The organism is Cupriavidus sp. OTU4054 (assembly GCF_038440175.1).
Taxonomy (GTDB): domain Bacteria; phylum Pseudomonadota; class Gammaproteobacteria; order Burkholderiales; family Burkholderiaceae; genus Cupriavidus; species Cupriavidus pauculus_D.
Window position 1 is genome coordinate 173351 of the sequence record NZ_JASATF010000002.1, and the last position, 23903, is coordinate 197253.

Sequence of the window (23903 nt, forward strand, 5' to 3'; positions counted from 1 at the left end):
GTTACTGCTTTTCGATATTGGCTTTCTGCGCAACGGTCGCCCATTGCGAAGTCTCGCGCTGAATCAGCTGCGCGAACGCGGCGCTGTCGAGACTGCCCGGCTGCGAGCCCATCTGCGCGAGGAATTCCTTCATGTCCGCGGACTGCAGCGCTTTCTGGATCTCTGCCTGCAGCCGCTTGATCACCTCTTCCGGGGTGCCCTTCGGCGCGGCCAGTCCCGACCAGTTGAACAGGCCGAACGTGGGCAGCCCTGCTTCAGCGAAAGTCGGCACATTCGGGAACACCGCCACGCGCTGCTTGCCGCTGATGCCGAGCAGACGCATCTGATTGCCCTTGACCGGCGCCAGCGCGGTCGGCGTGGACACCACCAGCAGGTCGACGCTGCCACCCAGCAACCCTACGGTGGCCTCGCCCGCGCCCTTGTAGGGGACGTGCATCAGCTTGATGCCGGCAGCCTGCTGGAACGCTTCCGCCGAGAAATGCGGCGAGCTGCCGGGGCCGCCCGTGCCGAAGGTCACCTCGCCGGGATGGGCCTTGGCATACGCGATCAACGACGCCAGATCCTTGAAGCGCGAATCGGCCTTGACCGCTATCACGACCGGAGAAAACGCGAACGGCGCGATCGGCACCAACGCCGATTGGTGGTCCCAGTTGAGCTTCTTGAACACGTACGGCAGCGTCGTGTACGAGTTGTCGTTGGCCAGCAGCGTGTAGCCATCGGCTGCGGCATTGACTACCTGCATGGTGCCGATGGTGCCCGACGCACCGGGCTTGTTCTCGACCACAAAGCTCTGGCCCAGCTGTACGGTGAGCTTCTGCGCAACCTTGCGCGTCACGACGTCCACCGCGCCGCCGGGCGGATTCGGTACCACGATACGGACGGGCTTGTCGGGATAGGCGGCGAACGCGCCGGAGGTGCCGACAGACGCGCCGACAGTCACCGCGAGCATGGCGGCTACAGAGAGGATTCGTTGCAACATCGTTGTCTCCTGACACCAGCGACGGGGTCCCGCGCATGGCACGGAATCCGTCGTGATGCCTGTTTCTATTGGTCTGACTCAGACCGCCGCAGCGGTGTCCTGCAGGACGGCCAACACGTTCTTCGCCGCGCCCAGTCCCATGTTTACGTAGGCCGCATCGCTCACGCCGCCGATATGCGGCGACAGGATGAGGTTCGGGATTTGCTGGAACGGATGCGGTACGGTCATCGGCTCCACGGCAAAGCTGTCCAGCCCGGCCGCGTAGAGCTTGCCGCCGGTCAGCGCGTCGACGAGTGCCGGCTCGTCGATCAGGCCGCCGCGAGCCGTGTTGACCAGAATCGCGCCGTCCTTGAACTGCGCCAGGGTCTCGCGGTTCAGCATGCCGCGGTTCTCTTCCGTCAGCGGGCAATGCAGCGAGACCACGTCGGACTCGCGATAGAGCTGCGGCAGGTTGTCCACCAGCGTCACGCCCACCGGCACCACCTTGGCGTACGGGTCGAACGCCACGACGTTCATCCCCATCGCCACACCGATCACTGCCGCGCGACGGCCGATTTCGCCAAGACCCACGACGCCCAGCGTACGACCGTTGAGTTCGATGGTCTTGTGGATCGACTTGTCCCAGTGCCCCGCGTGCATGCGATCGTTCAGGTGCGGCACCGCCTTGGCGCAGGCGAGGATCAGCGCCCACGCATGCTCGGCGACTGCCGCGGCATTCGCGCCCACCGCGGCTTTCACCGCAATGCCGCGTTCCGCGGCCGCCTTCTGGTCGATCACGTCGATACCGCTGCCGTGCTTGGAAATGACCTTCAGCGACGGCGCGGCGTCCATCACGGCCGCGCCGACCTTGCCGTACCGCACGATGATCGCGACCGGGTCCTTCTCTTTTGCCAGCGCGATGACCGCCTCTTCCGGGCACTGCTTACCCGCGAAGACCACCTCGAAGTCCTGCAGCAGTGCGAGCGCCTGCGGCGCCAGGTCATTGCCCGTGACCAGCAAAGCGGGTTTCTTCACGCTGCTCACAGCGACTCCCCCTCGGCCAGCACGCCAGCGGTACGCAGTTCCTTGTCGAGCCAGCCCGGACGCAGCTCGCCGGCCTTGATGGCAGCGATACGCTTGGCTTCGGCATCCACCTTCTTCTGCGCAAGCTCGAGGATGACGGGCACGTCTTCGCGCGGGATCACCACCACGCCGTCGGCATCGCCCACGACCAGGTCGCCCGGGTTCACGGCCACGCCCGCCACGGAGGCCGGCCAGTTCACCAGACCGCCGATGGCCTTGGTGGGACCGCACGGATTGGTCCCCGCGGAGAACACCGGGAACCGACCGTGGCCGAGTTCATGCGAATCGCGCACGGCGGCGTCGATCACGAAGCCCGCGACGCCGGAAGCCTGCGCCTGCGTCGCCATGATCTCGCCGATCAGCGCCGCGGTCTGGTCACCCTTGCCATCCACCACGATGACGTCGCCCGGCCTGGCGATCGCCAGTGCCACGTGAACCATGAGGTTGTCGCCCGGACGGACTTCGACGGTCAGTGCCGGCCCGCACACCTTCATCGTGGGCGACAGACCTTGCACGCGCGCGTTGAGCGTACCGCGACGGCCAACCACGTCGGCCAGGATCGCGGCCTGGAACTTCGAGGCACGCTCCACCAGCTCGGGGGAAACGCGCTCATATTCGCGACGGATCGCGGGGGATGCCTTGGCCTGGGTGCTCATGTACAACTCCTATGATGTAACGGACTAACGTCAAACTTACTTTGTGGAAGCGATCTTCCACAGGCTCTCGAACTTGCCGCGCTGCGTGACCATGTGCTGGGTCCACGCCGCGCCGGACAGATAGGAAATGCCGCGCGCCTCGTTGACGGCGCGCGTCAGAAACTCGGGATCTTTCACAGTCGCTTCGATCGCGCTTTGCAGGCGGCTGGCGATCTCCGGCGGCAGACCTCGCGGCGCGGCGAAACCACGCTCCGAAGAGACGGTGATATCGAGCTTCTGCTCGCGTGCGGTCGGCACATCGGCCACCACGCCCTGACGACGCTCGGTGCCCAGTTGCGCCAGCACCTTGACGTCCCTGGACGCGCGGTCGGCTTCCGTGAATTCGGTGGTGCTCATCGCCATCACGTCGATGTGATGGCCAAGCAGGCTGGTCTTGGTCTGCGACGTGCCCGAGAACGGCACGTGATTGACCTTGGCGCCGGTCGCCTGCTGCAGCGCCAGTGCAGCCATATGGCCGTTGGTGCCGATGCCATTGCTGCCCATCGACAGGCCTTCGGGATTTGCCTTCAGCTGCTGGACCAGATCGGCCATGGAGCCGAGCTTGCTGTCGCCGGCGACGACGAACATGGTCGGATCGTCGATCACGCGCGCCAGCGGCACGATCGCGGCGGGGTCGTACTTGGGCTTGCGCTGGATGGGAATCGTCAGGAACGAGGGCGTCGAGATGATGCCGATCGTGTAGCCGTCCGGCGCCGCGCGCGACAGCGACACATATGCGATCTCGCCGGACGCGCCGGGCTTGTTCACCACGACGATGCGCGCCTTGCCGCCCAGATGCTTCTGCAGATACGGGGCCATGGCACGCGCCAGCAGATCCGTGCCGCCGCCGGCGGCGAAGCCGACATACACCTCGATCGGCCGGTCGTCCGGCCATGCGGCGTGCGCCGACGTACCGGTCAGGATCAAAGCCGCAACAACGAGAGCGCGGGTTCGGATAGCACGCATTGGATGGTCTCCGTTCGCTTGGTTGTACTGTGTACAACTGCGTTTCATTTAGTATGGAAGGCATAATAGTCGCTCCCCGCCATCCGTCCATTAGGCGTTTACCCAAGTACGCTTCAAAATGGCGTTGTACCTAGTACAATTCGACAAACACTGCGTCGGGGAAGACATGAGCAATCACGGGGTAACGGCGGTTGAACGGGCACTCAGCCTGCTGGACTGTTTTCGGTTGGGATCCGAAGTGCTGACCCTTGCGCAGCTCTCCACCGCCTCGGGCATGCACAAGACCACGGTGTTTCGTCTGCTCAATTCGCTCGAACGCATGAGCTACGTGGTCCGCACGGCCGATGGCCGCTACGCGCTCGGCCCGCGCCTGCTCTACCTCGGCAAGCTCTACGAGCAATCGTTCCAGCTCGGCACCGTCATCGAACCGGTGCTGCAGGAGCTTGCGCTGGCAACGCGCGAGAGTGCGTCGTACTACGTGCTGCATGGTGACGAGCAGCGCATGTGTCTCTATCGCGCCGAACCCAGCGAAGGCCTGCGCGAGACCCGGCTCCCCGGCACGATCCTGCCGCTCGACGACACGGCGATTGCGTCGGTGCTCAAGTACTGGGGCAAGGGCGACGCATCGGTCAAACGGGAAGAACCGTTGCCCTGGTTCACCTCTGGCGTCCGCGACGTTTACACAGCAGCATTTGCCACCCCGCTCTTCGGCGCGGGCGACAAATTCCTCGCTGCGCTCACGCTCTCGGGCCCGGCCTCGCGTCTTCAGGCCGCCGAGTCCTCGGAGATCGCACGCGTTCAGCTCGTCGCCGCAACGAAGCTCTCGCGCCTGCTCGGCGCCAGTGCGGCGTGGTGCGAGAAGATCTACGCGACCCACCCACCCTCGCCCTCCGCGCGCGCCTGACCGTTTCACCTGTCGAAACGCTGCAAGGAACCGTCGCCGTCCGCCATAGAATTGCCCGCGACAACAACCGCCGGCGATGACCGGCCCGGAGACAATTCATGCGCAACGCCCTATTCGTTCGTCTTGCCGTTCGCCCTACGCTTGGCTGCCTCGCCGCCCTGCTTGGCACATACGCGATGGCGCAGCCTGGCGCCTATCCGAACAAGCCCGTCAAGATGGTTGTGCCGTTTGCCGCGGGCGGCCCCGCCGACGTCGTCGCGCGTGAAGTGGGCGTGGCGCTCGGCAAGGAGCTCGGTCAGTCTTTCGTCGTGGACAACCTCGGTGGCGGCGCTGGCCTGCCGGCGATGAATGCCGTGAGCCGCGCCAATCCCGATGGCTACACGCTGCTGTTCGCGGCATCGGGCAATATCGTGATTCAGCCGCTGCTGACGAAGAGCGTTGCCGATGCGGCAAAGAATCTGATGCCCGTGGGCATGGTCACCACGAGCCCGCACGTGCTGGTGGTCAGCGCCAAGCTCCCCGTGCACAACGCGCAGGAACTGATTGCCTATGCGAAGGCGAATCCGGGCAAGGTGAATTTCGGTTCCGCCGGTGTCGGCGGCCTCGCGCACCTGGGCATGGAGCAGTTCAAAGCTACCGCGAAGATCGATATCAACCACGTGCCATACAAGGGCACCTCGCTGGTCGTGAACGATCTCGTATCCGGCGAGATTCAAGGTCTGTTCAGCAGCTTTCCCTCGCTGAAGGGGATGATCGACAAAGGTGCGATTCGCGCGATCGGCCTGACCGCGCCGTCCACATCGCCCAGCCTGAGCAAGATTCCCGTGATTTCGGCATCTGGCTTGCCGGGCTTTCAATACACGACCTGGTACGGCATATACGCAACGTCGGGCACGCCGGCCGACGTCGTCGCGCGCCTCAATGCCGCGCTGGTGAAGATCGGCAACGACAAGGGCCTGCGCGAGCGTCTGGATGTGCAGGGCGTGGACCTCCATGTCACCTCGGCCGACGAGCTTGGCAAGCAGGCGCGTCAGGAAGCCGTACAGTGGGACCGTGTCATCCGCAGTGCCAATATCACGCTGAACTGACCATGATCATCGATTGTCACGGGCACTACACCACGGCCCCCAAAGCGCTCGACAACTATCGCGCCAGACAGACCGCCAGACTGCTCGAGCCCGGCGCACCGGCGCTGGCACCGGATTTTCATATCGGCGACGACGAGATTCGCGACAGTCTCGAACGCAACCAGCTGCGCCTGCAGCGGGAACGCGGCGTCGATATGACCATCCTGTCGCCCAAGGCGAGTGCCATGGCGCACCATGTGGGCAATCCGACCACGAGCCTGCACTGGGCGCAGGCCTGCAACGATCTGATTCATCGCGTGGCAACGCTGTATCCGCGGCAATTCACCGCCGTCTGTCAGTTGCCGCAATCGCCCGGGCACGGTCTCGAGGCCTGCGTCGCGGAGCTCGAGCGATGCGTCAGCACGCTAGGATTCATCGGCTGCAACCTCAACCCGGATCCGTCGGACGGGCATTGGAGCGGCCCCCCGCTCACCGATCGCTACTGGTACCCGCTGTACGAAAAAATGGTCGAGCTCGACGTGCCGGCCATGATTCATGTGAGTTGTTCGTGCAATCCGAACTTCCATCACACCGGTGCGCACTACCTCAATGCCGATACGGCGGCGTTCATGCAGCTTCTGCTGTCGGACGTATTCGTGGACTTTCCCACGCTGCGCCTGATCATTCCGCATGGCGGCGGCGCAGTGCCGTATCACTGGGGACGTTACCGCGGACTGGCGCAGCAGATGGGGCGGCCACCGTTGAGTCAGCTCATGCGCAACGTCTACTTCGATACCTGCGTCTACCATCAGCCCGGCATCGACCTGTTGCTGAAGGTCGTGGCGCCGGAGAACATTCTGTTTGCCTCCGAGGCGTTCGGTGCGGTCCAGGGCGTAGATCCCGAAACGGGATTCAACTTCGACGACACACGGCGGTATATCGACGCCGCGGCGGAGCTGCCGGACGCCGCGCGCGAGCAGATTTATTTTCGCAACGCGCTTCGCGTGTATCCGCGCCTGAGCACCTGGGCCAGGCAATTTCCGGCCGCTTCCGCCTGAGGCCGTTGCAAGCGAAGGCGCGATGGAACGCAGCAACCGACCCCCCGAAACGTCGGCACCGGGCACCGTCCAGGCGGTCACACGCGCGCTCTCGTTGCTGACATGTTTCTGGGGGGACGAGGTGTACGTGCCGTTGCATGTGCTGGCGAAACGATCGGGTATGCCAAAACCCACCACGCTCCGGCTGGCGCGAACGCTGGCGGCATCGCGGTTCCTCGTGCAGCGCGAAGACGGCGCATGGCGCCTCGGCCCAGCCGCGGCACTGATCGGCTCCCGCTACCAGGCACAGTTCGACGCGCATGCCGTGATCGAGCCCGTGCTGCAGGAGCTCGCGACAGCGTCGGGCGAGAGCGCGTCATTCTTCATTTATGAAGAGGACATTCGCTCCTGCCTCATGCGTTGCGAAGGACCGCAGGGACTGCGCCGTCATGTGCGGCTTGGCGAACTGCTGCCGCTCGACCGGGGGTCGGCCGGCAAGGTCATTCTGGCCGCGCTGGGGCGCCCGGGCGTGGTGTACGAGAACATTCGCGAGCGCGGGTTCTGCGTGACGCGCGGCGAGCGCAGTCCGGACGCCGCCAGCATATCCGCAGCGGTGACGGGTGCCAGAGGCACCGTACTCGGATCCGTCAGTATTTCCGGTCCCGCCCTGCGGCTGACGACGGCGCGTTTGCAGAAGTTCTCGCCACACGTCGTCCGCGCGGCGGCGAAGCTCAGTTATTCGCTGAGCGGCATGCCTGCGGCGTCGATCAGGTCGACGTGGCATCCGGCATAGCGCCCGCCCAGAAGATCTGGTGGCCCGCCACATCGATCGGATGATGGCGCAGCAGCGATAGCCGGCCATCTGCGGCCACGCGGAACACGCTCAATCCGGCCGGACAGGATTCGATGCCGTGCCCGACGCGGCGCGCGCTGGGCTGGCGTATCGCTGCCACAAGCAAATGACCGCCGTGGGCCAGGTCGATGCAGCGCGCATGCAAACCGGCGAGCGGTGCATGCTGCAACAACTGCGGCGCGCCGGTCTCGATGTCCAGACCGAAGACCGCGATGCTGTTTTCCGCGCCCGCCCAGACGAACTGGTCGCCGTCCGGCACCACGGCATGCGAGCGATTCACGGCATAGGCGAAACGTCCGCTTGGATGCATCGCCAGCGCACCGCCGAGTTGCGGGCGCACCAGCGACTCCGGGCGTTCCAGCAACGTGACGGTCCCCCGCAGTTCCGGCGCGATGCCGTCCGGGCGAAGCCGGAACCACGCGAGCCCATTCTGTCGCTCCAGCACGGCATATAGCCACGGCGCGGTGGGATGGAAGCCGCAGTTGCGCGGTCCGAAGCCCAGTCCGCCGCGCGGTGCCACCACCTGCACGAGTGTCGCGTCCCGAGGCTGCGAACGAGAAACGCGGAGCACGCGCAACGAGCCCGGATTCTCGGGACGGTCCGCGGTGGCGTCGTCCCCGCGGCAGGTCAGCAGCATGGCGTCCGTGCCGGGCATGGGCAAGACCTGATGCGGAAACCAGCCGACAAGGTCCTGTCCCTCCGCGGCCGCCACAAATTCGCTGACCCTACCGGCGTCGTCGAGCGCATGCACCGTGACAGCCGCCGGGAGGTTGTATGCGACAAGCAGCTGATGCCCGGCCCGATCGAGCGCGACGTGAATGGGTCGATAGCGCAACGCGACGGACTCTCCCACCAGGCGCATGGCGGCATCGCGCACGGCAACCGTCATCAGCCAGTGCGTATCGCCGCGACTCGCCACGCCGCCGTTGCTGCAGACCACGTAGAGCAGACCGCGCGCCGCATCGGCGCACGCGTACTGGATATTGCAGGGCATGTCGAGGCTGTCGACTTCCCGCATTGCACCATCGGGCGCCAGATCCAGCCGGCACAACCTGTTGCCAAGCGACAAGAAAAACTGCTGCACCACGGTTCGCTCCGTTTGCTGAATGAGACTGACGCCGATGATCCACGACCGCTTGCCGCATGCCAAGCCATTACGCACAACATAACGCCAGCGACCGTTACGCACCGCGTAACGCATTGCGAGCCACGCCGGTCGGCGTTTCAATGCCGGATCGGACCCACCGACATAACTAGAAAAGACAGGAGACACGTTGACCAAGCCTATCGAAGCCCTCGTTCGCACGGCGCTCGCGGCATGCGCCATCGCGTGGAGCTGCGCGACGCACGCCGCGTGGCCGGAGCGGCCCATCACCATCGTCGTCCCCTACGCTCCCGGCGGCGCGGCCGACGCGCTCTCGCGCGTGGTGGCCAACAAGATGGGCGCAAAGCTCGGCACCAGCGTGATCGTGGACAACCGCGCAGGCGCCAGCGGCACGATTGGCGCGGGATTCGTCGCCAAGGCCGATCCCGATGGCTACACGGTGCTGTACGACGCCACGCCGTATTCGATCAATCCTCAGCTGTTCGCGCGCATGCCCTATGCGCCCGGTTCGCTGCAGCCGCTGGCACTGGTCTCGCTCGCCCCGAACATCCTGATCGTCCGGGCCGATTCGCCGGTCAAGACCGTGCAGGGCCTGATCGACAAGGCCAAGGCCAAGCCGGGCACGATCAACTTCGCCTCGGGCGGTAGCGGTACGGTGCAACGCCTGGCCGCGGAACTGTTCCGGCAGCGGCTTGGGCTGGACATGGTGCATGTGCCGTACAAGAGCGGCGGCCCGGCCATCACCGACGTGATGGCGGGTCAGGTGGACTTCATGTTCAGCACGGTGGCCGCCTCGCAGCCGCTCGTGACCAGCGGCAAGCTGCGCGCGCTCGCGATCTCTTCACCGCAGCGCTCGCCGCGCATGCCCGATGTGCCCACGGTGGCGGAGACGGTCATTCCCGGCTTTGAAGTCTACGAGTGGAACGGGATGTTCGTGCCGCGCGGCACGCCCGCCGCGATCGCGGACAAGCTGCATCAGGCATTGGTCGATGCGTTGCGGGACCCGGAGGTACAGCGACGCTTCGGCGATGTGGGCGCGCGCCCCGTGGGCTCCTCGCCGGCGGAGTTTGCGGAGTACCTCGCGAAGGAAGACGCCAAATGGGCCGAGGTGATCCGCAAGGGCGCGATCAAGGCCGACTGATGCATACGCACACCGGCCCCTGACACCATCACCATCGATTCGACATTCAGGAGACTTAGACAATGAGTATTGCCATGACCCGCCGCACAGCACTGGCCGCGGTCCTCGCCACCGCCATCGCACCCACGCTCGCCTGGGCGCAGACGGGCGGCTATCCGACCCGGCCGGTCAAGGTGATCGTGCCCTTCGTTCCGGGCGGCAATGCCGACAGCACCGCGCGTATCTTCGCGGAAGCGTACGGCCAGCGACTGGGACAGCCGTTCGTGATCGACAACCGCGGCGGTGCGGGTGGCATGATCGGCGCCGCCGCCATGGTGCGTTCGGACGCGGACGGATACACCCTTCTCGTCGGGACGACCGGGCCCATCGTGGCGAGCTGGCAGCTCGCGGGCAAGGCCGCGAACTATAGCCTCAAGGACATGCGTCCGGTCGCGCTACTCTCGCTCGTGCCGGGCGTACTCGTCGTCAACGCCGCGTCGCCGGTCAAGACCTACGAGGATTTTGCGAAGACCGCAAAAGCGCAAGGCGGCGCGCGGATCGGTCATCCGGGCAATGGCACGGCCGGCCATGTGAACATCCTGCAGATGCAGAAAGCCCTGGGCACGAAATTCGTCATCGCGGGATACAAGGGCGCCGGCCCGGCGGTGCAGGATCTGCTGGGCCAGCAACTCGATGCCGTCGCGACGGACCTGCCCTCTGCGCTGCAACTGATCAAGGGCGGCAAGCTCCGCGCGCTGGCAGTGGTGTTCCCGCAACGCGTGCCGCTGCTCCCCGACGTCCCGACCATGGCCGAAGCGAAGCAGCCGGAAGTCGATATCGCCCCCTTCACGGCCGTGATGGGCCCGCGCGGGCTGCCGCAGGCAGTCGTCGACAAGCTCGTGCAGACCAACGACGCCGTGCTCGCGGACCCCGCCACGCGCAAGCGCGTCGAGGACATTGGCGGCGTGCCCACTCACATGACGCCGGCGGACTTCGAGAAGCTGCTGGCGCGGCAGACGTCGACCTATGCCGGACTGATCAAGTCCGGCGTACTCACTGCCGAGTGACATCGATTGCGCGGCGCGCGCTCAGAAGCCGTACAACGCCGCGGCATTCCGCGTCAGCACACGGTCCATGAGCGCGTCCGAGCCACACCACTCGCGCAGCAGGTCCACGAGATCGGCGTCGTTGACGCCATCTCCGGCCCCGGTGGTATGCGGCCAGTCGCTGCCCCACACCATACGCTCCGGCGCCGCCGCGGCAAGCGCGCGGCCGATCGGCACGGTGTCCCGATAACCGGGCGCACCCGATGCCGAGCACATATACGCGCCCGACAGTTTCATCCAGGTGTTGCCGCCATCGAGCAGGCGCCGGATCACGGCATACGCGTCGGACGCCGTTCCCGTCGTGGGTTCGATCTTGCCGAGGTGATCGATGACGAGCGGCACGGGCAGGCGCTCGAGATGCGGCGCAAGTTCGACGATCTGCGCCGCATGGGCAAAGATCTGGATATGCCATCCCAGCCGTTGCACCTTGCCGGCCAGCGTGTTCAGCATCTCGGGCGTCGTTCGGCCCCAACTCTGCGGCGTCAGGAAGTTGACCCGCAGACCGCACACGCGTTCACGCGCCAGCGCATCCAGTTCGTCATCGGCAACCTCCGCGGCGACGACCGCGACGCCACGCGCCTGCTCCCCCAGCTGGCGCAGTGCATCCACCGTACAGGCGTTGTCGGTGCCGTAGGTGGAAGGCGTGACCACCACGGCGCGCGAGGTGCCGATACGCGCCTGCAACTGGCGGTAGGCCGCGACCGGCGCTACGGGCGGCGTGCGGGTCCAATGCGCGGAAGGCGCGAAACGCGGGTCGAAGATATGCATGTGCGCATCGCATGCATCGGGCGGAAGTTGCCGGGATGGCCGGTTCGTTCCCAGGGAATGCGGCACGGCCGCTGCGGAGTGATCCATGGCGTAGGTCCTCGTTGGCATGATGCCGGGCTACCGCGGCACCAGCCGGTCCGGACCGAGTTCGTCCAGGCGGTTGACGCCGAGTAGCGCCATATCGCGGTGCACTTCGTCCTTGAGCAGCTGGATCGCATGCGCAACGCCTGCTTGCCCCTGGATCGCCGCGGCATAGACCATGGGGCGCCCCACGAAGACGTGATCGGCGCCGAGGCTCAGTGCCTTGATCACATCGGTGCCGCGGCGCACGCCGCTGTCGAGCATCAATGCCATGGCACCCTTGGCAGCCACGGCGGCGGGCAATGCCGCAAGGGGCGCGATCGTGCCGTCGAGCTGGCGTCCGCCATGGTTCGACAGAATCACGCCATCGGCACCGTGCTGCTCGGCGCGCCTGACGTCGTCCGCTGCGGTAATGCCCTTCACGACCAGGCGGCCTTTCCAGAGGCGGCGCATCAGCGCCAGGTGATCCCAGGACAAATGGTCGCGCAGACCGAACTGCCGCACCACGCTGCCCGAGATGATCGGCACGCCGCGCTTGGCGCCCGCGTTCTCGAAATGCGGCATCCCCTTTGTCAGCAGCGTGCGCGCCAGTGTGCCAAGCAACCAGTGCGGCCTCACGATGCCATCCCAGGCGAGCCGCAGGCTCGGACGGAGCGGCGTCGAGAACCCGACGCGTACATTACCTTCCCGGTTGGCCAGCGTCGCGGTATCCACCGTGAGCACGAGCGTCCTGAAGCCCGCCGCGGACACGCGCGCGACCAGTGCCTCGATGTGAGCGGGTTCTCCGGGAATATAGGCCTGGAACCAGCCGCATGTCGGTGCGGCCGCCGCAACCTCTTCCATGCGCGTCAGCGATGCGCCGCTGAGGACGTACGGAATGCCCGCCGCCTCCGCCGCCCGCGCCATGACCACATCGCCGTCGAAGGCCGACAGTGCGCAGATGCCCATTGGCGCGATACCGAAAGGTGCCTGATAGGACTGGCCCATCAGCGTGGTCGCTTGCGTGCGCATGGAGACGTTGACCAGGACATTCGTGCGGAACATCCATTTCGAGAACGCCGCGCGATTCTCGGCGACGGACACGTTGTCTTCAACGCCGCCCCGGATATAGCCGAAGATCGGGCGCGGCAGATGCCTCTGTGCCGCGGCCTCGAAGTCGTCGAGACACAGCACGTTGCGCAGGCGGCGCGGCAGGTGCTTGCGGGCGTTAGGGGCAGGGCCGACCTGCTGGCGGGCCGGTGCCTGGGGCATTGTCGTCATGGTGTCTCGCATTGCTCGTGCCCGGCGAAAATTGCCGTAGCCTCTGGCTTTGCGGCGACTTTACGAAGCGACCGGTCTCTGCGCAATGCGTTACGCTGTGCGTAACACCCACATCAGGTCGGATGCCACGTGGCACGCAACGCGGTGGCCGGCATGGCGCCGAGACTGACGCCAAGTTCCTTTGCGGCGGCGATGGTCGCAGGCGCCAGTTCCTTCAGCCGCTCCTCCGTCAATCGCTCGATCGGGCCCGAGGTACTGATGGCGCCAAGTACCGCGCCGTGCTCGCCCCTGACAGCCGCCGCCACGCTGGAGACACCGGCCGCGCGCTCCCCTCGCGTCAGGTGATAGCCGTTGCGGCGAATTCTTTCATAGAGGGTGCCGGGCTCGCCGAGCGCCGCGAGAATGACGCGTCCCGGTGCGCCGCGGTGCAGCGTGAGCACTTCTCCGGAACGGACATGATCGGGGATCGCCGCAGGTCCGTCGCAACGCATCAGACAGCTGCGCAGATCGCCTTCATACACGTAGAACGACGCACTCTCGCGCGTGGTCTGAGACAGGCGCCGCAGGATCGGTTCGATCGCGAAGTTCAGGTCGAACTGCGCCTGATAGTTCGACCCAATCAACCCCGCCGCAGGCCCAAGGCGCCAGGCACCATCGTCGCGCCTGACCAGAAAGCGCGACGTCACGAGCGTCCGCGCCAGCCTCAGCACGGTGGGCTTGTGCATGCCGGTGCGACGCGCGAGCTCGGCCAGACTGAGATAGATCTCCGCGCCCGTGAACGCCGTAAGCACCGACAGCGCACGCGTCACCGCATGAACCTGGGAGCGATCCTCCGACGGTAACGGTTTGGCAGGCGTCAGCAATACAGCGAGCGCTGCATTGCTGTCTTGTTGCGAAACCTGTTTTTTCGAAGCGGCTGGCATTTCGGGGCGATTGACCTCAAGCGTTACGCACAGCGTAACACGGTATCAGCGCGGGTCGTTTTGCGACGGCCGCGACGCCGCTATGTAGCGCCGACCCGAAGGCGGCCCTGCGGTTGACAAGCGTGTGCGTCGGTATGTCATGGATGCGTTCGGTATGGCGATCTGGGAAGAGTCGTATGCTCAGATTCAGGCGTCTATCCAACGCTTCCGCGAGTTTCCTGAATGCGGTCCGGTAGTCGATGAATTGAGCACCCTGACCGCGGAAAGATTTCGCGAAGTACAGAGCGGGAAGAATCGAATCATCTATGAGGTCCGGGACGACACTACCTACGTGCAACTGATCGTGGACCGGCGCCGTGATCTGACGAGTGTGTTGCAAAGAATCCTCTTGCACGTATGAGTCGTTGAGTTCGGCTCTCAGCGGCACCCGTCGTTCTCGGTGCCAGCCGGGGTCGCGCTGCGGCAGATCGCCTCGTCGGCGCGCGGTTGCTTCCGGTCAGCCCTCTGAACGGATCTCCACGCATTGCAACTGCACGACAAATCCGCCTACTAGCCTTGTCGATCGAGAAACGGATTGAGGTGCATCGCGGTGATGAAGGAAACAAGGTTGGTCAGGAGAAGATCGACAGCTAGCAGAGCGGCCATTGCGTGCTCAAGTGCGTCTGCGTCAATGAGCATCTGAAGAATTTTCTTCAACGCCAAGCACCATTGGCTGACCCACTCGGTAGCCTCCGTATCACGCATACCGAGCTTTCCGACACCTCGCGTAAGTGCCGCAACTACGGTCTTTGGGAGAGCTTCGTACATCGAAGCCACGCTACAATCCGCAGGCCATGAGACGTGCATGATGTAGGTGGAGTCTTCGCTTCGACTGCTTGAAAGCCCTGACCCGAGAATGACGAAAAGATCGTTCTCAACGCTGCTCAATAGATCATATAAAACTTGCCCGTCGTCAGGGCCCGCTTTTATTCGATCCATGACTTCCCCAACATAGCTAAGTCGGCGGCACAGTGAAGTTATGTGGCTGTCTGTTCGATCAAGCGCCGGTGAAAGCAAGTACTCAATGAGTACTGCAGGCAAAGGGAACAAATCGTCCATATTCGTCATGTCAATACAGTATCGGTACGTCTCGGTTTGCTTGATACGCCCACTCTGGAAGTTACAGCGGCCAGGCGACACCGTAGCGTTTCACACGGCTGATAGACCAAGCCTCTCTGCGGAGACGGACAGAGGTTTATCGATTCGATTGGGCAAACTCCAGTGAATTGATTGTTTGCCATTCACTGTTGAGCATCGCGTACCGATGCTCGTCATGCCACACACCGTGTACGAGCATGCTTTCTCGCGTCGTCCCTTCGCGACGCATGCCCAAGCGTTCCATCAAGCGGATGGATTCCATATTCTGCGTGCTGGCGTTCGAGGTCAGGCGATGCAACCGACGTGCTCCGAAAGCGTAGTCGATTAGCCATCTTGCTGCTTCGGTCGCATAACCCTGACCCCAGAAATCCCGATTGAGCGACCATCCGATATCACCGGTCTGCCTGTGGTCGGCTTCGATATACATGCCGACCTCTCCGATCATGCCCCTGCGCTCTCTCAGTTCTATCGCGAACATAAGCCAGCAGTTGTCGGCATCAGAGGTCAGCTCGGCCTGCTTCGCCAGAAACGCCTGCGCCTCGGCGTGCGGCATACGCTCGATCGGCTGCAGGCGCATGTTCTCGTGGGCGTTCCGATAGGCCAGGAAAGCGTGCAGATCCTCCTGGCTGGGGCGGCGAATGACAAGCCGATCTGTGTACGCAGGAATCATCTTCTCTTGATTCGATCTTGAACTGTCTTCATGCGTGGCTCGATCCTGACTGGAGAATCGCATCCGCGAATTCCACAAAGCCTGCGCCCCCTGGTCCGTGCGTGACCCAACGAGGAGGAACTGGCAATTGAGGAAGGTAATCGATCACCGTGCTCACGCCCGCCGTATGCTTGAAGAACGCGAACATTGGTGCGTCGTTGGTGGAGTCGCCGGAATAGGCAACCGACTCGCTGGCCGCTTCCGTGTCCACGCCATACGTCTTGGCGAGCACCCGTAACGACATGGTCAACTTGTCGTAGTCGCCAACCCAGCCAAGGACCCAGAGGTTATTCACCGTCGCGGTCGCTCCTGCCCGTGTGAGAGCATCGACGATGCGTCCATCGAGGTCGGTTCCTGTGCGGCGATAGGCGAGACTCGTCAGCCGGAACACTTGATCATCCGCCTCTTGTGCCTCCGGCACCGATTCTTCGACGCCGCGGGCGATGGACCTCAACTGTTCGCGGACCTGCTCCAGTCTGTCGGGCGAATGCCAGTAATGCCGTTCGACGCTGTGCCCGTCTGAACTCCGACGCAGGAACAGTCCGCCGTTTTCGGCTATGACGCCGTCGACGGGCCACATGCGGGCCATCTGGTCGCACCAGCCGGCGGGCGCCGCGGTGACCGGTATCACGCGAATGCCGCCGGCTTGCAGCCGTGCCAGCGCAGTGTACGTCTCGGCAGGCAAGCGGCCTTGATAGGTCAACGTCTCGTCCATGTCCGTAAGGACGAACCGGACTTTCGAGAATTCATTCGCTGCTGCCTCGGATAGCGATCGCATGGTGACGGGTTGGCAAAGGACAGCGGCAAATTATGAACGACAATCAGGAAGCCGTCTCTGGCGGCCTACGCCGTCGCGCTGGATCGCGATGAAACCACCGCGTACCAGCGCTTCACTGCGGAGCGCCCCTCCGGAATCGGCATGGAAAACGCCTTCGTCGCAAAGTCGACGGTAGCAAGAGCTGTGATATCCGCCGCGGAGAACCGATCGCCCGCGACGTAGGCCGAGCGTCCTAGCTGGGCTTCCAGGTCGTCGTAGAAATTCGCGACCCGTTGCTTGCTGCGGTCGATGAGGTCGGGAATCTGTTCGTACTCGTGGAGACCGGAAATCGCTCGCCCCTTGAGCCACCGTTGACGCGCAGCGTCTTCCCGGTGATTCATCGCGCCCGCTCTCTGTTCACTAATGAGAATGAGGGTACTAATCTAGAAGTTTTGAGCGCACTGGAAACAGACTTTGTAAGCTGGCGGGCATGCCTGTCAGGCATGACAAGCATGGAATGCTCGTGGCAACTTCACCTGCCCTCCCCTGCATCCGGCGGGCCCCGCCTTCCGTTCGGCTGCGCCGCGGCCGGCATCGATCCCGCCAGCGCCGACGACATCTTTCCAAGCTGGTCGTAGAAGCTTCCCCATGCGGCCGAAAGTCCGTTCATGCCGGCGGGATCCGTCGATGCCGCGCCCGGACGCGCCGATGCCGGCCATGAGACGTTGAGCGCCTGGCACTGCGTGAGCCACGCCGACCATACGTCGGCGAACGCCTTGGCATACTCGCGCGACAATGCCGCCTGATGCTCCATCCGGTCCGTGAGCAGTTGCGCGACGGACGCCTGCAAGGTCGCAGGCTCGCTCGATGCTTCGATGCGCTGTAGCAGCCGTTTGGCGCTACGTACCTCGTCCTCCACCGCCTTCATGTGGGCCTTCAGGATGGTGTGCCTTGCATCCTGTACCGCAATGTACGCCCGGCACGCTTCCGCAAGCGCCACGCGCTGCATCGTTGCGCCATAGTCGGCGGGAACTTGTGTTTCGCTCATGGCAGTCTCCTGGTTGATACGGTTCACGATAGTCGGCCCGACGTCGGGAGTGTTGACGCATGTCAAGCTCGACGTGCGTGGCTGCACTAGGCTTCAGTCGTCATCGATTACCCATGCACCGCTTATGGCGGGACGGCACGGTTATCTCCACATGAGGCCTGATCCCGCGAGTCGGAACTGCTTTCCCCATATGTCGCGGCATTCCGGCAATCCGCCGGCCACGTCCACGACATTGCTATCGGCCGCCACGCTGCCGCCGTCCGCGTTACTCTCGGCGCTCGGGAGCTCACGTATCGGGTTGACGGACGCCGACGCCCGTCAGCGTTTGAAGGAGGTGGGCCCGAACGAGGTACTGCCCGACGAGCGCCCCCGACTGACCATCGAGCTCCTGAAAAGGTTGTCCAGCCCGCTCAGCGTGATGCTGCTCGTGCTCTCTTCCGTATCGCTGGCCATCGGCGAGGTCAACTCGGCCGCCATCACTGCCGCGATGGTTCTGTTGAGCGTGGGCATTGCCACCTGGCAGGAACAACGTTCGGTGACGGCCGCCAAGGCTCTGCGTGCGCTCGTCCACACCACAGCGACTGTGCAGCGGCGTGCAACGTCCGATGCCGAATCGACCCTGGCGGAGATCCAGATCGCGCAGCTGGTGCCCGGCGACATCGTGCACATCGGGGCCGGTGACATCGTTCCAGGCGATCTGCGTCTGCTTGCGGCCAAGGACCTGTTTCTGAATCAATCCGCAATGACGGGCGAGTCGGTGCCGGTCGAAAAATGGGCGCGGGACACATTGGACGCACCCGAGGCAACGGCGCTCACGCCGGGCGACCTGCCAAATGTCGCCCTGATGGGCACCACGGTCGTGAGCGGCACCGGTACTGCGGTGATCGTCTCCACCGGTGTGCGCACGGTGTTCGGCAATATCTCCCACCTCGCGTCCCAGACGGCTGCGCCAAGCGCCTTCGACACGGGCATCCGGCACGTGGCGAACCTGATGCTCGCGCTCATATGCGCGATGACGCCACTGGTATTCGCCATCAACTACCTGACCAAAGGCGATATGTTCGAGGCGCTGTTGTTCTCGCTGGCCGTTGCGGTCGGCCTGACGCCCGAGATGCTGCCGATGCTGACGACTGTCACCCTATCCAAGGGCGCCCTGGCGATGGCGCGCCGGAAAGTGATCGTCAAGCAGCTGAGCGCGATCCAGAACCTCGGGGCCATGGATGTCCTGTGCACGGACAAGACCGGTACGTTGACACAGGACTGCGTCATTCTCCATCGCCACATCGATATCGACGAGACCGAATCCGATCACGTCTTTGCCCTCACCTATCTGAACAGCCGTTTCCAGACCGGCCTGCGCAACCTGCTGGACAAGGCCGTGTTGCTGCACGATCCGGCCGTCGTGACCAGCATGGGGCTCGACCAGCGCTATCGGCCGATTGACGAGGTACCCTTCGACTTCGCACGCCGGCGCATGTCCGTCATCGTCGAATCCGACACCGAACAGCTGCTGGTCTGCAAAGGCGCCGTGGAGGAAATTCTGTCGGTTTGCACGACTTGCGAACGGGCGGGCGCCGTCGTGCCGCTAACGGCGCCGGTCATGGACGAGGCCAAGGCGCTCGCCGCCCGGCTCAACCGCGCGGGGTTCAGGCTGCTGGCTGTCGCGTTCCGCAGCGTGGCAAAAACGGACGCTCGCGCCTATGCCGTGGCGGACGAAAGCGGCCTGACCCTGGCGGGCTTTGTCGCCTTCATCGATCCGCCGAAAGAAACGGCAGCGGCGGCATTGCGTGCCATCAGGGGACGCGGCATCGGCATCAAGGTCCTGACGGGAGACAGCCCGGACATCGCACGGCATGTCTGCGGGCTTGTCGGCATCGATTCCCTCGAGATCGTGACGGGGCGGCAGCTGGACGGTCTGGAGGAGACCGCCGTCGCCGACCTCGCCGAACGGTTCACGGTATTTGCCAAGCTGACCCCGGAACACAAGGCCATGCTGGTCCGCGCGCTGCGTTCCCGCGGGCATGTGGTGGGCGTGCTCGGCGACGGCATCAACGACAGCCCCGCGTTGCGTGCCGCGGACGTCGGTATCTCGGTGGATACCGGCACCGATATCGCAAAGGAGGCGGCCACCATCATCCTGCTGGAGAAGAGCCTGCTGGTGCTGCATGACGGCATCGTCGAGGGGCGGCGAGTGTTTGCCAATCTGCTCAAATACATCCGGATGGCGTCCAGCTCCAACTTCGGCAATGTGTTCAGCGTGCTGGGTGCCAGTCTCTGGCTGCCGTTTCTGCCGATGGCACCGATTCAGCTGCTGACCTGCAACCTGCTCTACGATATCTCGCAGACTGCCATTCCCACCGATCGCGTCGATGACGATGCGCTGGCACAGCCAAGCTCCTGGGATACGCGGGTGCTGTGGCGCTATATCGCGATCATGGGACCGCTGAGTTCCGCCGTCGACTTCCTGACCTTCCTGCTGCTCTATTTCGTGCTGGACCTTCGCTCGATGGCGTCCGAGGCAGCGTTCCATTCGTCGTGGTTCGTGGAGTCGATACTGTCTCAGATGCTTGTTATCTACGTCATTCGTACACGAAGGATTCCGTTCGTCCAGAGCCGCCCCAGCGCGGCACTCGTCGCTGCCACGATAGCGATCGTCACACTCGCGCTGTGGCTGCCGTTCTCTCCGTTTGCGCCCGCCCTGAGGCTGGTGCCCCCGCCGTCGGCGTTCTGGTTATACCTTCCGCTGCTGCTGGCCGTGTATCTGAGCGGTGCCTTCCTGGCCCGTGGGGCGCTGTACGCCGAGCCGAGGCTAGACGCTCGGACCGGACCGGCCAGCGCGTTGCGGCAGATCAAGGAACGGGCCTGAGCAGTTTCAGGATCGTCACCGCTTCGGCCCCTCAGGTGCCGACTCCCGAAGCCTGTAGGTCTCGCGATACTCGGGCATGGTCACCGCCCATCCAAGTTCGCGCTCGATGCGCAGTCGCAGTGCATCGCTGGCCTGCGGCTCGCCGTGCACGATGAAGGTCTGCCGCGGCGGCTGATGGAAACCCTTCAGCCAGGCTAGCAGGTCGGCCGCATCGGCATGCGCCGATAGCGTGTCGAGGCGTGCCACTTCCGCGCGGATCGGAATGTCCTTGCCGTGCAGCCTGACCAGGCGCCCGCCGGATCCCAGCGTCGCGCCACGTGTGCCGCCCGCCTGAAACCCGCACAGAAGGATCGTGTTGGAAGGGTCCTGGCCGAAGCTCTCGAGGTGATGCACGACGCGTCCCCCCGTGAGCATCCCGCTTCCGGCCAGGATGATCTTCGGGCGGGTGTCGCCATTGAGCCGAACGGAATCCTCGGCGCGCTGCACGGGTTCGGCCATATCGCAGGCGGCCGCGCAGGCTTCGCGATCGATGCGCAGTTCTTCCGGGTGCAGCGAAAAGATCCGGGTCGCGGCGATCGCCATCGGGCTGTTGAGGAAAATCGGCACATCCGGCAGTTTCCCCGCCTGCTTCAGGCGGTAGAGGCAATACAAGAGCGACTGCGCGCGGCCCACTGCGAAGGTGGGGACCACCAGCGTGCCGCCGCGCCCAATGGTCCGATTCACGATATCGCCCAGGGTTTCGATGGGATCCTCGGCAGGATGAAGCCGATCCCCGTACGTCGACTCCACGAGCAGCCAGTCTGCCGCGCTCACCGGCTCTGGCGCTCGCATGACGGGATCCGACTGGCGGCCAAGGTCGCCCGAGAACACGAGCCGGACGCCGTCGAAATGCAACGTGACCGTCGACGCGCCGATGATATGCCCGGCGCGATGAAACTCGGCCTCCATTCCTGGGGCGACGGTCCAGCGTTTCGCATACGGCACCACCTCCAGGCGCCGCAGCGCGCGGGCGGCATCCGTGCCCGAGTACAGGGGAATGGCCGGGTGGTGCCGCGAGAACCCTTTGCGATTGGCGTAGCTGGCATCTTCCTCCGCCAGCGCGGCGGCGTCGGGCAACAGGATCTCGCAGAGCTGCGCGGTCCCCAGCGTGCAGTACACGCTGCCACGAAAACCGTTGCGGACAAGCAGCGGCAGATAGCCGCTATGGTCGATGTGCGCGTGCGTCAGCACGACCGCATGCAGGCTCGCCGGATCCACCGGCAATGGCGCCCAGTTGCGCAAGCGGAGCTGCTTGAACCCCTGAAACAGCCCACAATCGACCAGAATTCGGCACCTGCCCGCCTCCACCAGATACTTCGAACCCGTTACGGTGCCCGTCGCACCCAGAAATGTCAGTTTCATCGCGTGTGCATGCCTGAGAGGTGGGCCGGTCAATGTGCCAGCAGTACCGGCACCGTCATCGATGCCAGGATGGTGCGCGTCACTCCGCCGAGCGTGATCTCGCGCAGACGGCTGTGGCCATAGGCGCCCATGACGATGAGATCGGCCCCGATATCCGCCGCCCGCGACAGAATCAGCTCCCCGATAAGCAGATCGTTGGCCTCCGCCATGTACTCCATCTCCACCTCGGCACCGACGTCCCGCAGCAGCCGCAGTGCGTTCGCCGCCGGTGTCGCATCCGCACGCAGGCTGCGCATCGCCGCATTGGCGTGCAACAGATGGACACGACTGCCCGCCAGTAGCGGCAAGGCATCGTGCAGCGCGCGGGCGCTTTCCCGGCCGCCATCCCATGCGATCAGCACACGTGTTCCCAGCGTGGGAAAGTCCCCTGCATACGGAATGACCAGCGTGGGACGACCGGACTCGAGCACGATCGATTCCAGATACTGGGGCGCGATATAACCGTCGTCGTTGGATTCGTCGGTCTGGCCAAGCACGACAAGGCCTGCCTCCCTCACCTCTCTCAGGGTGCTCGCCACCGGTTCGCCTTCCGCCACACGCCACTCCGCCGTCATGCCGTGCTCCCAGATCGCGGACTCGAAGCGACGCCGCAGGGTTTCATGAGTATGGTGCCGGCGTTCGCGATCCTCCTGCAGGCACTCGGCCGCATGATGCATGCGATAGAACCAGGGCTGCGGGGCATAGGTGACGCAGAGGCCGGTCATGCGGCATTGCTGCGCGAAGGCAATGCGCGCGGCCAGCGCGATGCGCGACTTGACCCGCGCCTCGGCGCCGACGTGAACGAATACGCTGGAATAGCCAAGCATCTCGGACTCCTGTTTCCCATTCGATCGTCAGAGGCCGCCAACAGGCGCGCGCCTCGCACGATTCAGTCTAGGAGTCGCATAAGGGTGGACTTTGACGTGGGTCAAGCCGAGCAAGCGCTCAAGGCGAGATCGCCACCTTCAACACCCCGTCGCGCTGATGCGATAACAACTCGTAAGCGTCTTCGATCCGCGCGAGCGGGAAACGATGGGTGACCAACGCGCCCAGATCCACGCGGCCGCTTTCGATCATGGCCATCAGCCGCCGCATGCGCGCCTTGCCGCCGGGGCACAAGGACGTGACGATGCGATGGTCGCCGAGCCCCGCGGCAAATGCCCCCAGCGGAATGCGCAGATCCTCGGCATAGACGCCGAGGCTCGACAGCGTCCCGCCGGGCCGGAGCACGCGCAATGCCGCCTCGAAGGTGCCTTGCGTGCCCAGGGCCTCGATTGCCGCGTCGACGCCCCGGCCGCCCGTCAGGCGCATGATCTCGGAGACCACGTCCACCTGGCGGTAGTCGAGCGTGATATCCGCACCGAGCTGGCGGGCGACGGCGAGCCGGCCTTCGATGCCGTCCACGGCAATGACGACCGCGGCGCCACGCAGCCTGGCTCCCGCGGTCGCGCACAGTCCGATCGGGCCCTGTGCGAACACCGCAACGACGTCTCCCAGGCGGATATCGGCATGTTCGGCGCCGGCAAAGCCCGTCGACATGATGTCCGGGCACATCAACACCTGCTCGTCGGTGAGCCCATCCGGCACCGGAGAGAGGTTGGCCTGGGCATCCGGCACGAGCAGATACTCTGCCTGGGCACCGTCGATGGTGTTGCCGAACCGCCAGCCTCCCGCGGCCTTGTAGCCGTGCGCGACGCCCTCCCCGTCCTGCGCCGGCCAGCCATCCTGGCAGGCGTAGGAGTGAAAGCCCGGGCAGATCGCCCCGGCAATCGCACGTTGCCCTTCTTCATAGCCAGTGACGCTGCTGCCGAGCTGTGCGATCACGCCCACGGGCTCGTGGCCTACCGTCAATCCCGGTGGCACGGGGTACTCGCCCTTGAGGATATGGACGTCGGTCCCGCAGATCGTCGTGGTCGTGATGCGCAGCAGCGCATCGTTGGGACCTACCTCGGGTACCGTCTTCTCCCGCAGTTCGATCTTGCCGGGTCCGACGAACACTGCTGCTGCCATGGATGTCATG

The 23903-nt window shown here is 64.6% G+C and carries 24 protein-coding genes; 8 read left to right on the forward strand and 16 right to left on the reverse strand.

Annotated elements, in window-relative coordinates:
- Position 1: 1 nt before the first annotated feature.
- The 4 genes from AAHB16_RS03640 to AAHB16_RS03655 all read right to left on the reverse strand — a co-directional run bounded on the left by AAHB16_RS03640 (position 2) and on the right by AAHB16_RS03655 (position 3702).
- Positions 2 to 949: a Bug family tripartite tricarboxylate transporter substrate binding protein gene (locus AAHB16_RS03640; RefSeq protein ID WP_150377273.1), complete on the reverse strand. Its 948-nt coding sequence runs from the start codon at positions 947 to 949 to the stop codon at positions 2 to 4.
- Positions 950 to 1057: 108 nt separating this feature from the next.
- Positions 1058 to 2002 carry a hydroxyacid dehydrogenase gene (locus AAHB16_RS03645; protein WP_342050121.1) on the reverse strand — a complete coding sequence of 315 codons (945 nt, stop codon included), beginning with the start codon at positions 2000 to 2002 and terminating at the stop codon, positions 1058 to 1060.
- The gene (locus tag AAHB16_RS03650) at positions 1999 to 2697 is read right to left on the reverse strand and encodes an RraA family protein (RefSeq protein ID WP_150374437.1); all 699 of its coding nucleotides are present in this window, start codon (positions 2695 to 2697) and stop codon (positions 1999 to 2001) included. Before AAHB16_RS03650 ends, AAHB16_RS03645 begins: the two co-directional genes overlap by 4 nt.
- A 36-nt stretch (positions 2698 to 2733) precedes the next feature.
- The gene (locus AAHB16_RS03655) at positions 2734 to 3702 is read right to left on the reverse strand and encodes a tripartite tricarboxylate transporter substrate binding protein (RefSeq protein WP_342050122.1); all 969 of its coding nucleotides are present in this window, start codon (positions 3700 to 3702) and stop codon (positions 2734 to 2736) included.
- A 166-nt stretch (positions 3703 to 3868) separates the two neighbouring features.
- Between AAHB16_RS03655 and AAHB16_RS03660 the strand changes: the two genes are divergently transcribed.
- From AAHB16_RS03660 to AAHB16_RS03675, 4 genes are all read left to right on the forward strand, one after another.
- A complete protein-coding gene (locus AAHB16_RS03660) occupies positions 3869 to 4606 on the forward strand; it encodes an IclR family transcriptional regulator (protein ID WP_150374439.1) in 738 nt (245 codons plus the stop codon).
- Between the two features lie 98 nt (positions 4607 to 4704).
- On the forward strand, positions 4705 to 5694 hold the full coding sequence (locus tag AAHB16_RS03665; protein ID WP_223851705.1) for a Bug family tripartite tricarboxylate transporter substrate binding protein: 990 nt from the start codon (positions 4705 to 4707) through the stop codon (positions 5692 to 5694).
- 2 nt (positions 5695 to 5696) lie between these two features.
- Entirely contained in the window at positions 5697 to 6731 is a 1035-nt protein-coding gene (locus AAHB16_RS03670; RefSeq protein ID WP_342050123.1) for an amidohydrolase family protein, read from the forward strand.
- Positions 6732 to 6753: 22 nt separating this feature from the next.
- Positions 6754 to 7503, forward strand: coding sequence for an IclR family transcriptional regulator (locus AAHB16_RS03675; protein ID WP_342050124.1), 750 nt, complete (start codon positions 6754 to 6756; stop codon positions 7501 to 7503).
- Here the strand turns inward: AAHB16_RS03675 and AAHB16_RS03680 are convergent.
- Positions 7478 to 8764 carry a lactonase family protein gene (locus tag AAHB16_RS03680; RefSeq protein WP_342050125.1) on the reverse strand — a complete coding sequence of 429 codons (1287 nt, stop codon included), beginning with the start codon at positions 8762 to 8764 and terminating at the stop codon, positions 7478 to 7480. The genes AAHB16_RS03675 and AAHB16_RS03680 overlap by 26 nt on opposite strands.
- Positions 8765 to 8849: 85 nt before the next feature.
- On the opposite strand from AAHB16_RS03680, the gene AAHB16_RS03685 reads away from it, so the two are divergent.
- A complete protein-coding gene (locus AAHB16_RS03685; RefSeq protein ID WP_342050260.1) occupies positions 8850 to 9809 on the forward strand; it encodes a Bug family tripartite tricarboxylate transporter substrate binding protein in 960 nt (319 codons plus the stop codon).
- A gap of 74 nt (positions 9810 to 9883) precedes the next feature.
- Positions 9884 to 10855 carry a tripartite tricarboxylate transporter substrate binding protein gene (locus AAHB16_RS03690; RefSeq protein ID WP_191002352.1) on the forward strand — a complete coding sequence of 324 codons (972 nt, stop codon included), beginning with the start codon at positions 9884 to 9886 and terminating at the stop codon, positions 10853 to 10855.
- A gap of 21 nt (positions 10856 to 10876) precedes the next feature.
- On the opposite strand, the gene AAHB16_RS03695 is transcribed toward AAHB16_RS03690, so the two are convergent.
- The 3 genes from AAHB16_RS03695 to AAHB16_RS03705 all read right to left on the reverse strand — a co-directional run bounded on the left by AAHB16_RS03695 (position 10877) and on the right by AAHB16_RS03705 (position 13812).
- Positions 10877 to 11749, reverse strand: coding sequence for an amidohydrolase family protein (locus tag AAHB16_RS03695; RefSeq protein ID WP_342050126.1), 873 nt, complete (start codon positions 11747 to 11749; stop codon positions 10877 to 10879).
- 30 nt (positions 11750 to 11779) lie between these two features.
- A complete protein-coding gene (locus AAHB16_RS03700) occupies positions 11780 to 12994 on the reverse strand; it encodes an alpha-hydroxy acid oxidase (protein WP_150377276.1) in 1215 nt (404 codons plus the stop codon).
- 122 nt (positions 12995 to 13116) lie between these two features.
- Entirely contained in the window at positions 13117 to 13812 is a 696-nt protein-coding gene (locus AAHB16_RS03705) for an IclR family transcriptional regulator (protein WP_223851706.1), read from the reverse strand.
- 238 nt (positions 13813 to 14050) lie between these two features.
- Between AAHB16_RS03705 and AAHB16_RS03710 the strand changes: the two genes are divergently transcribed.
- Complete coding sequence (locus tag AAHB16_RS03710; RefSeq protein WP_342050127.1) at positions 14051 to 14326, forward strand: type II toxin-antitoxin system RelE/ParE family toxin; 276 nt, start codon at positions 14051 to 14053, stop codon at positions 14324 to 14326.
- A 149-nt stretch (positions 14327 to 14475) separates the two neighbouring features.
- Here AAHB16_RS03710 and AAHB16_RS03715 read toward each other — a convergent pair whose 3' ends face one another.
- The 5 genes from AAHB16_RS03715 to AAHB16_RS03735 form a co-directional block, all read right to left on the reverse strand.
- On the reverse strand, positions 14476 to 15033 hold the full coding sequence (locus AAHB16_RS03715; RefSeq protein ID WP_150374447.1) for a hypothetical protein: 558 nt from the start codon (positions 15031 to 15033) through the stop codon (positions 14476 to 14478).
- A gap of 127 nt (positions 15034 to 15160) precedes the next feature.
- Positions 15161 to 15796 (reverse strand): GNAT family N-acetyltransferase, encoded by a 636-nt coding sequence (locus AAHB16_RS03720; RefSeq protein ID WP_342050128.1) that lies wholly within the window; start codon positions 15794 to 15796, stop codon positions 15161 to 15163.
- Positions 15762 to 16550 carry an HAD-IIB family hydrolase gene (locus AAHB16_RS03725; RefSeq protein WP_342050129.1) on the reverse strand — a complete coding sequence of 263 codons (789 nt, stop codon included), beginning with the start codon at positions 16548 to 16550 and terminating at the stop codon, positions 15762 to 15764. Before AAHB16_RS03725 ends, AAHB16_RS03720 begins: the two co-directional genes overlap by 35 nt.
- Before the next feature lie 65 nt (positions 16551 to 16615).
- Positions 16616 to 16930, reverse strand: a complete 315-nt coding sequence (locus AAHB16_RS03730; protein WP_342050130.1) for a glutathione S-transferase C-terminal domain-containing protein — start codon at positions 16928 to 16930, stop codon at positions 16616 to 16618.
- Positions 16931 to 17061: 131 nt separating this feature from the next.
- On the reverse strand, positions 17062 to 17577 hold the full coding sequence (locus AAHB16_RS03735) for a hypothetical protein (protein ID WP_342050131.1): 516 nt from the start codon (positions 17575 to 17577) through the stop codon (positions 17062 to 17064).
- Between the two features lie 190 nt (positions 17578 to 17767).
- Between AAHB16_RS03735 and mgtA the strand changes: the two genes are divergently transcribed.
- Positions 17768 to 20443 (forward strand): magnesium-translocating P-type ATPase, encoded by a 2676-nt coding sequence (gene mgtA, locus AAHB16_RS03740; protein WP_342050132.1) that lies wholly within the window; start codon positions 17768 to 17770, stop codon positions 20441 to 20443.
- 15 nt (positions 20444 to 20458) lie between these two features.
- On the opposite strand, the gene AAHB16_RS03745 is transcribed toward mgtA, so the two are convergent.
- The 3 genes from AAHB16_RS03745 to AAHB16_RS03755 form a co-directional block, all read right to left on the reverse strand.
- The gene (locus AAHB16_RS03745; RefSeq protein ID WP_342050261.1) at positions 20459 to 21844 is read right to left on the reverse strand and encodes an MBL fold metallo-hydrolase; all 1386 of its coding nucleotides are present in this window, start codon (positions 21842 to 21844) and stop codon (positions 20459 to 20461) included.
- A 29-nt stretch (positions 21845 to 21873) separates the two neighbouring features.
- A complete protein-coding gene (locus AAHB16_RS03750) occupies positions 21874 to 22710 on the reverse strand; it encodes a universal stress protein (RefSeq protein WP_150374454.1) in 837 nt (278 codons plus the stop codon).
- A 118-nt stretch (positions 22711 to 22828) separates the two neighbouring features.
- Positions 22829 to 23902, reverse strand: a complete 1074-nt coding sequence (locus AAHB16_RS03755; protein WP_342050133.1) for an NAD(P)-dependent alcohol dehydrogenase — start codon at positions 23900 to 23902, stop codon at positions 22829 to 22831.
- Position 23903 lies beyond the last annotated feature (1 nt).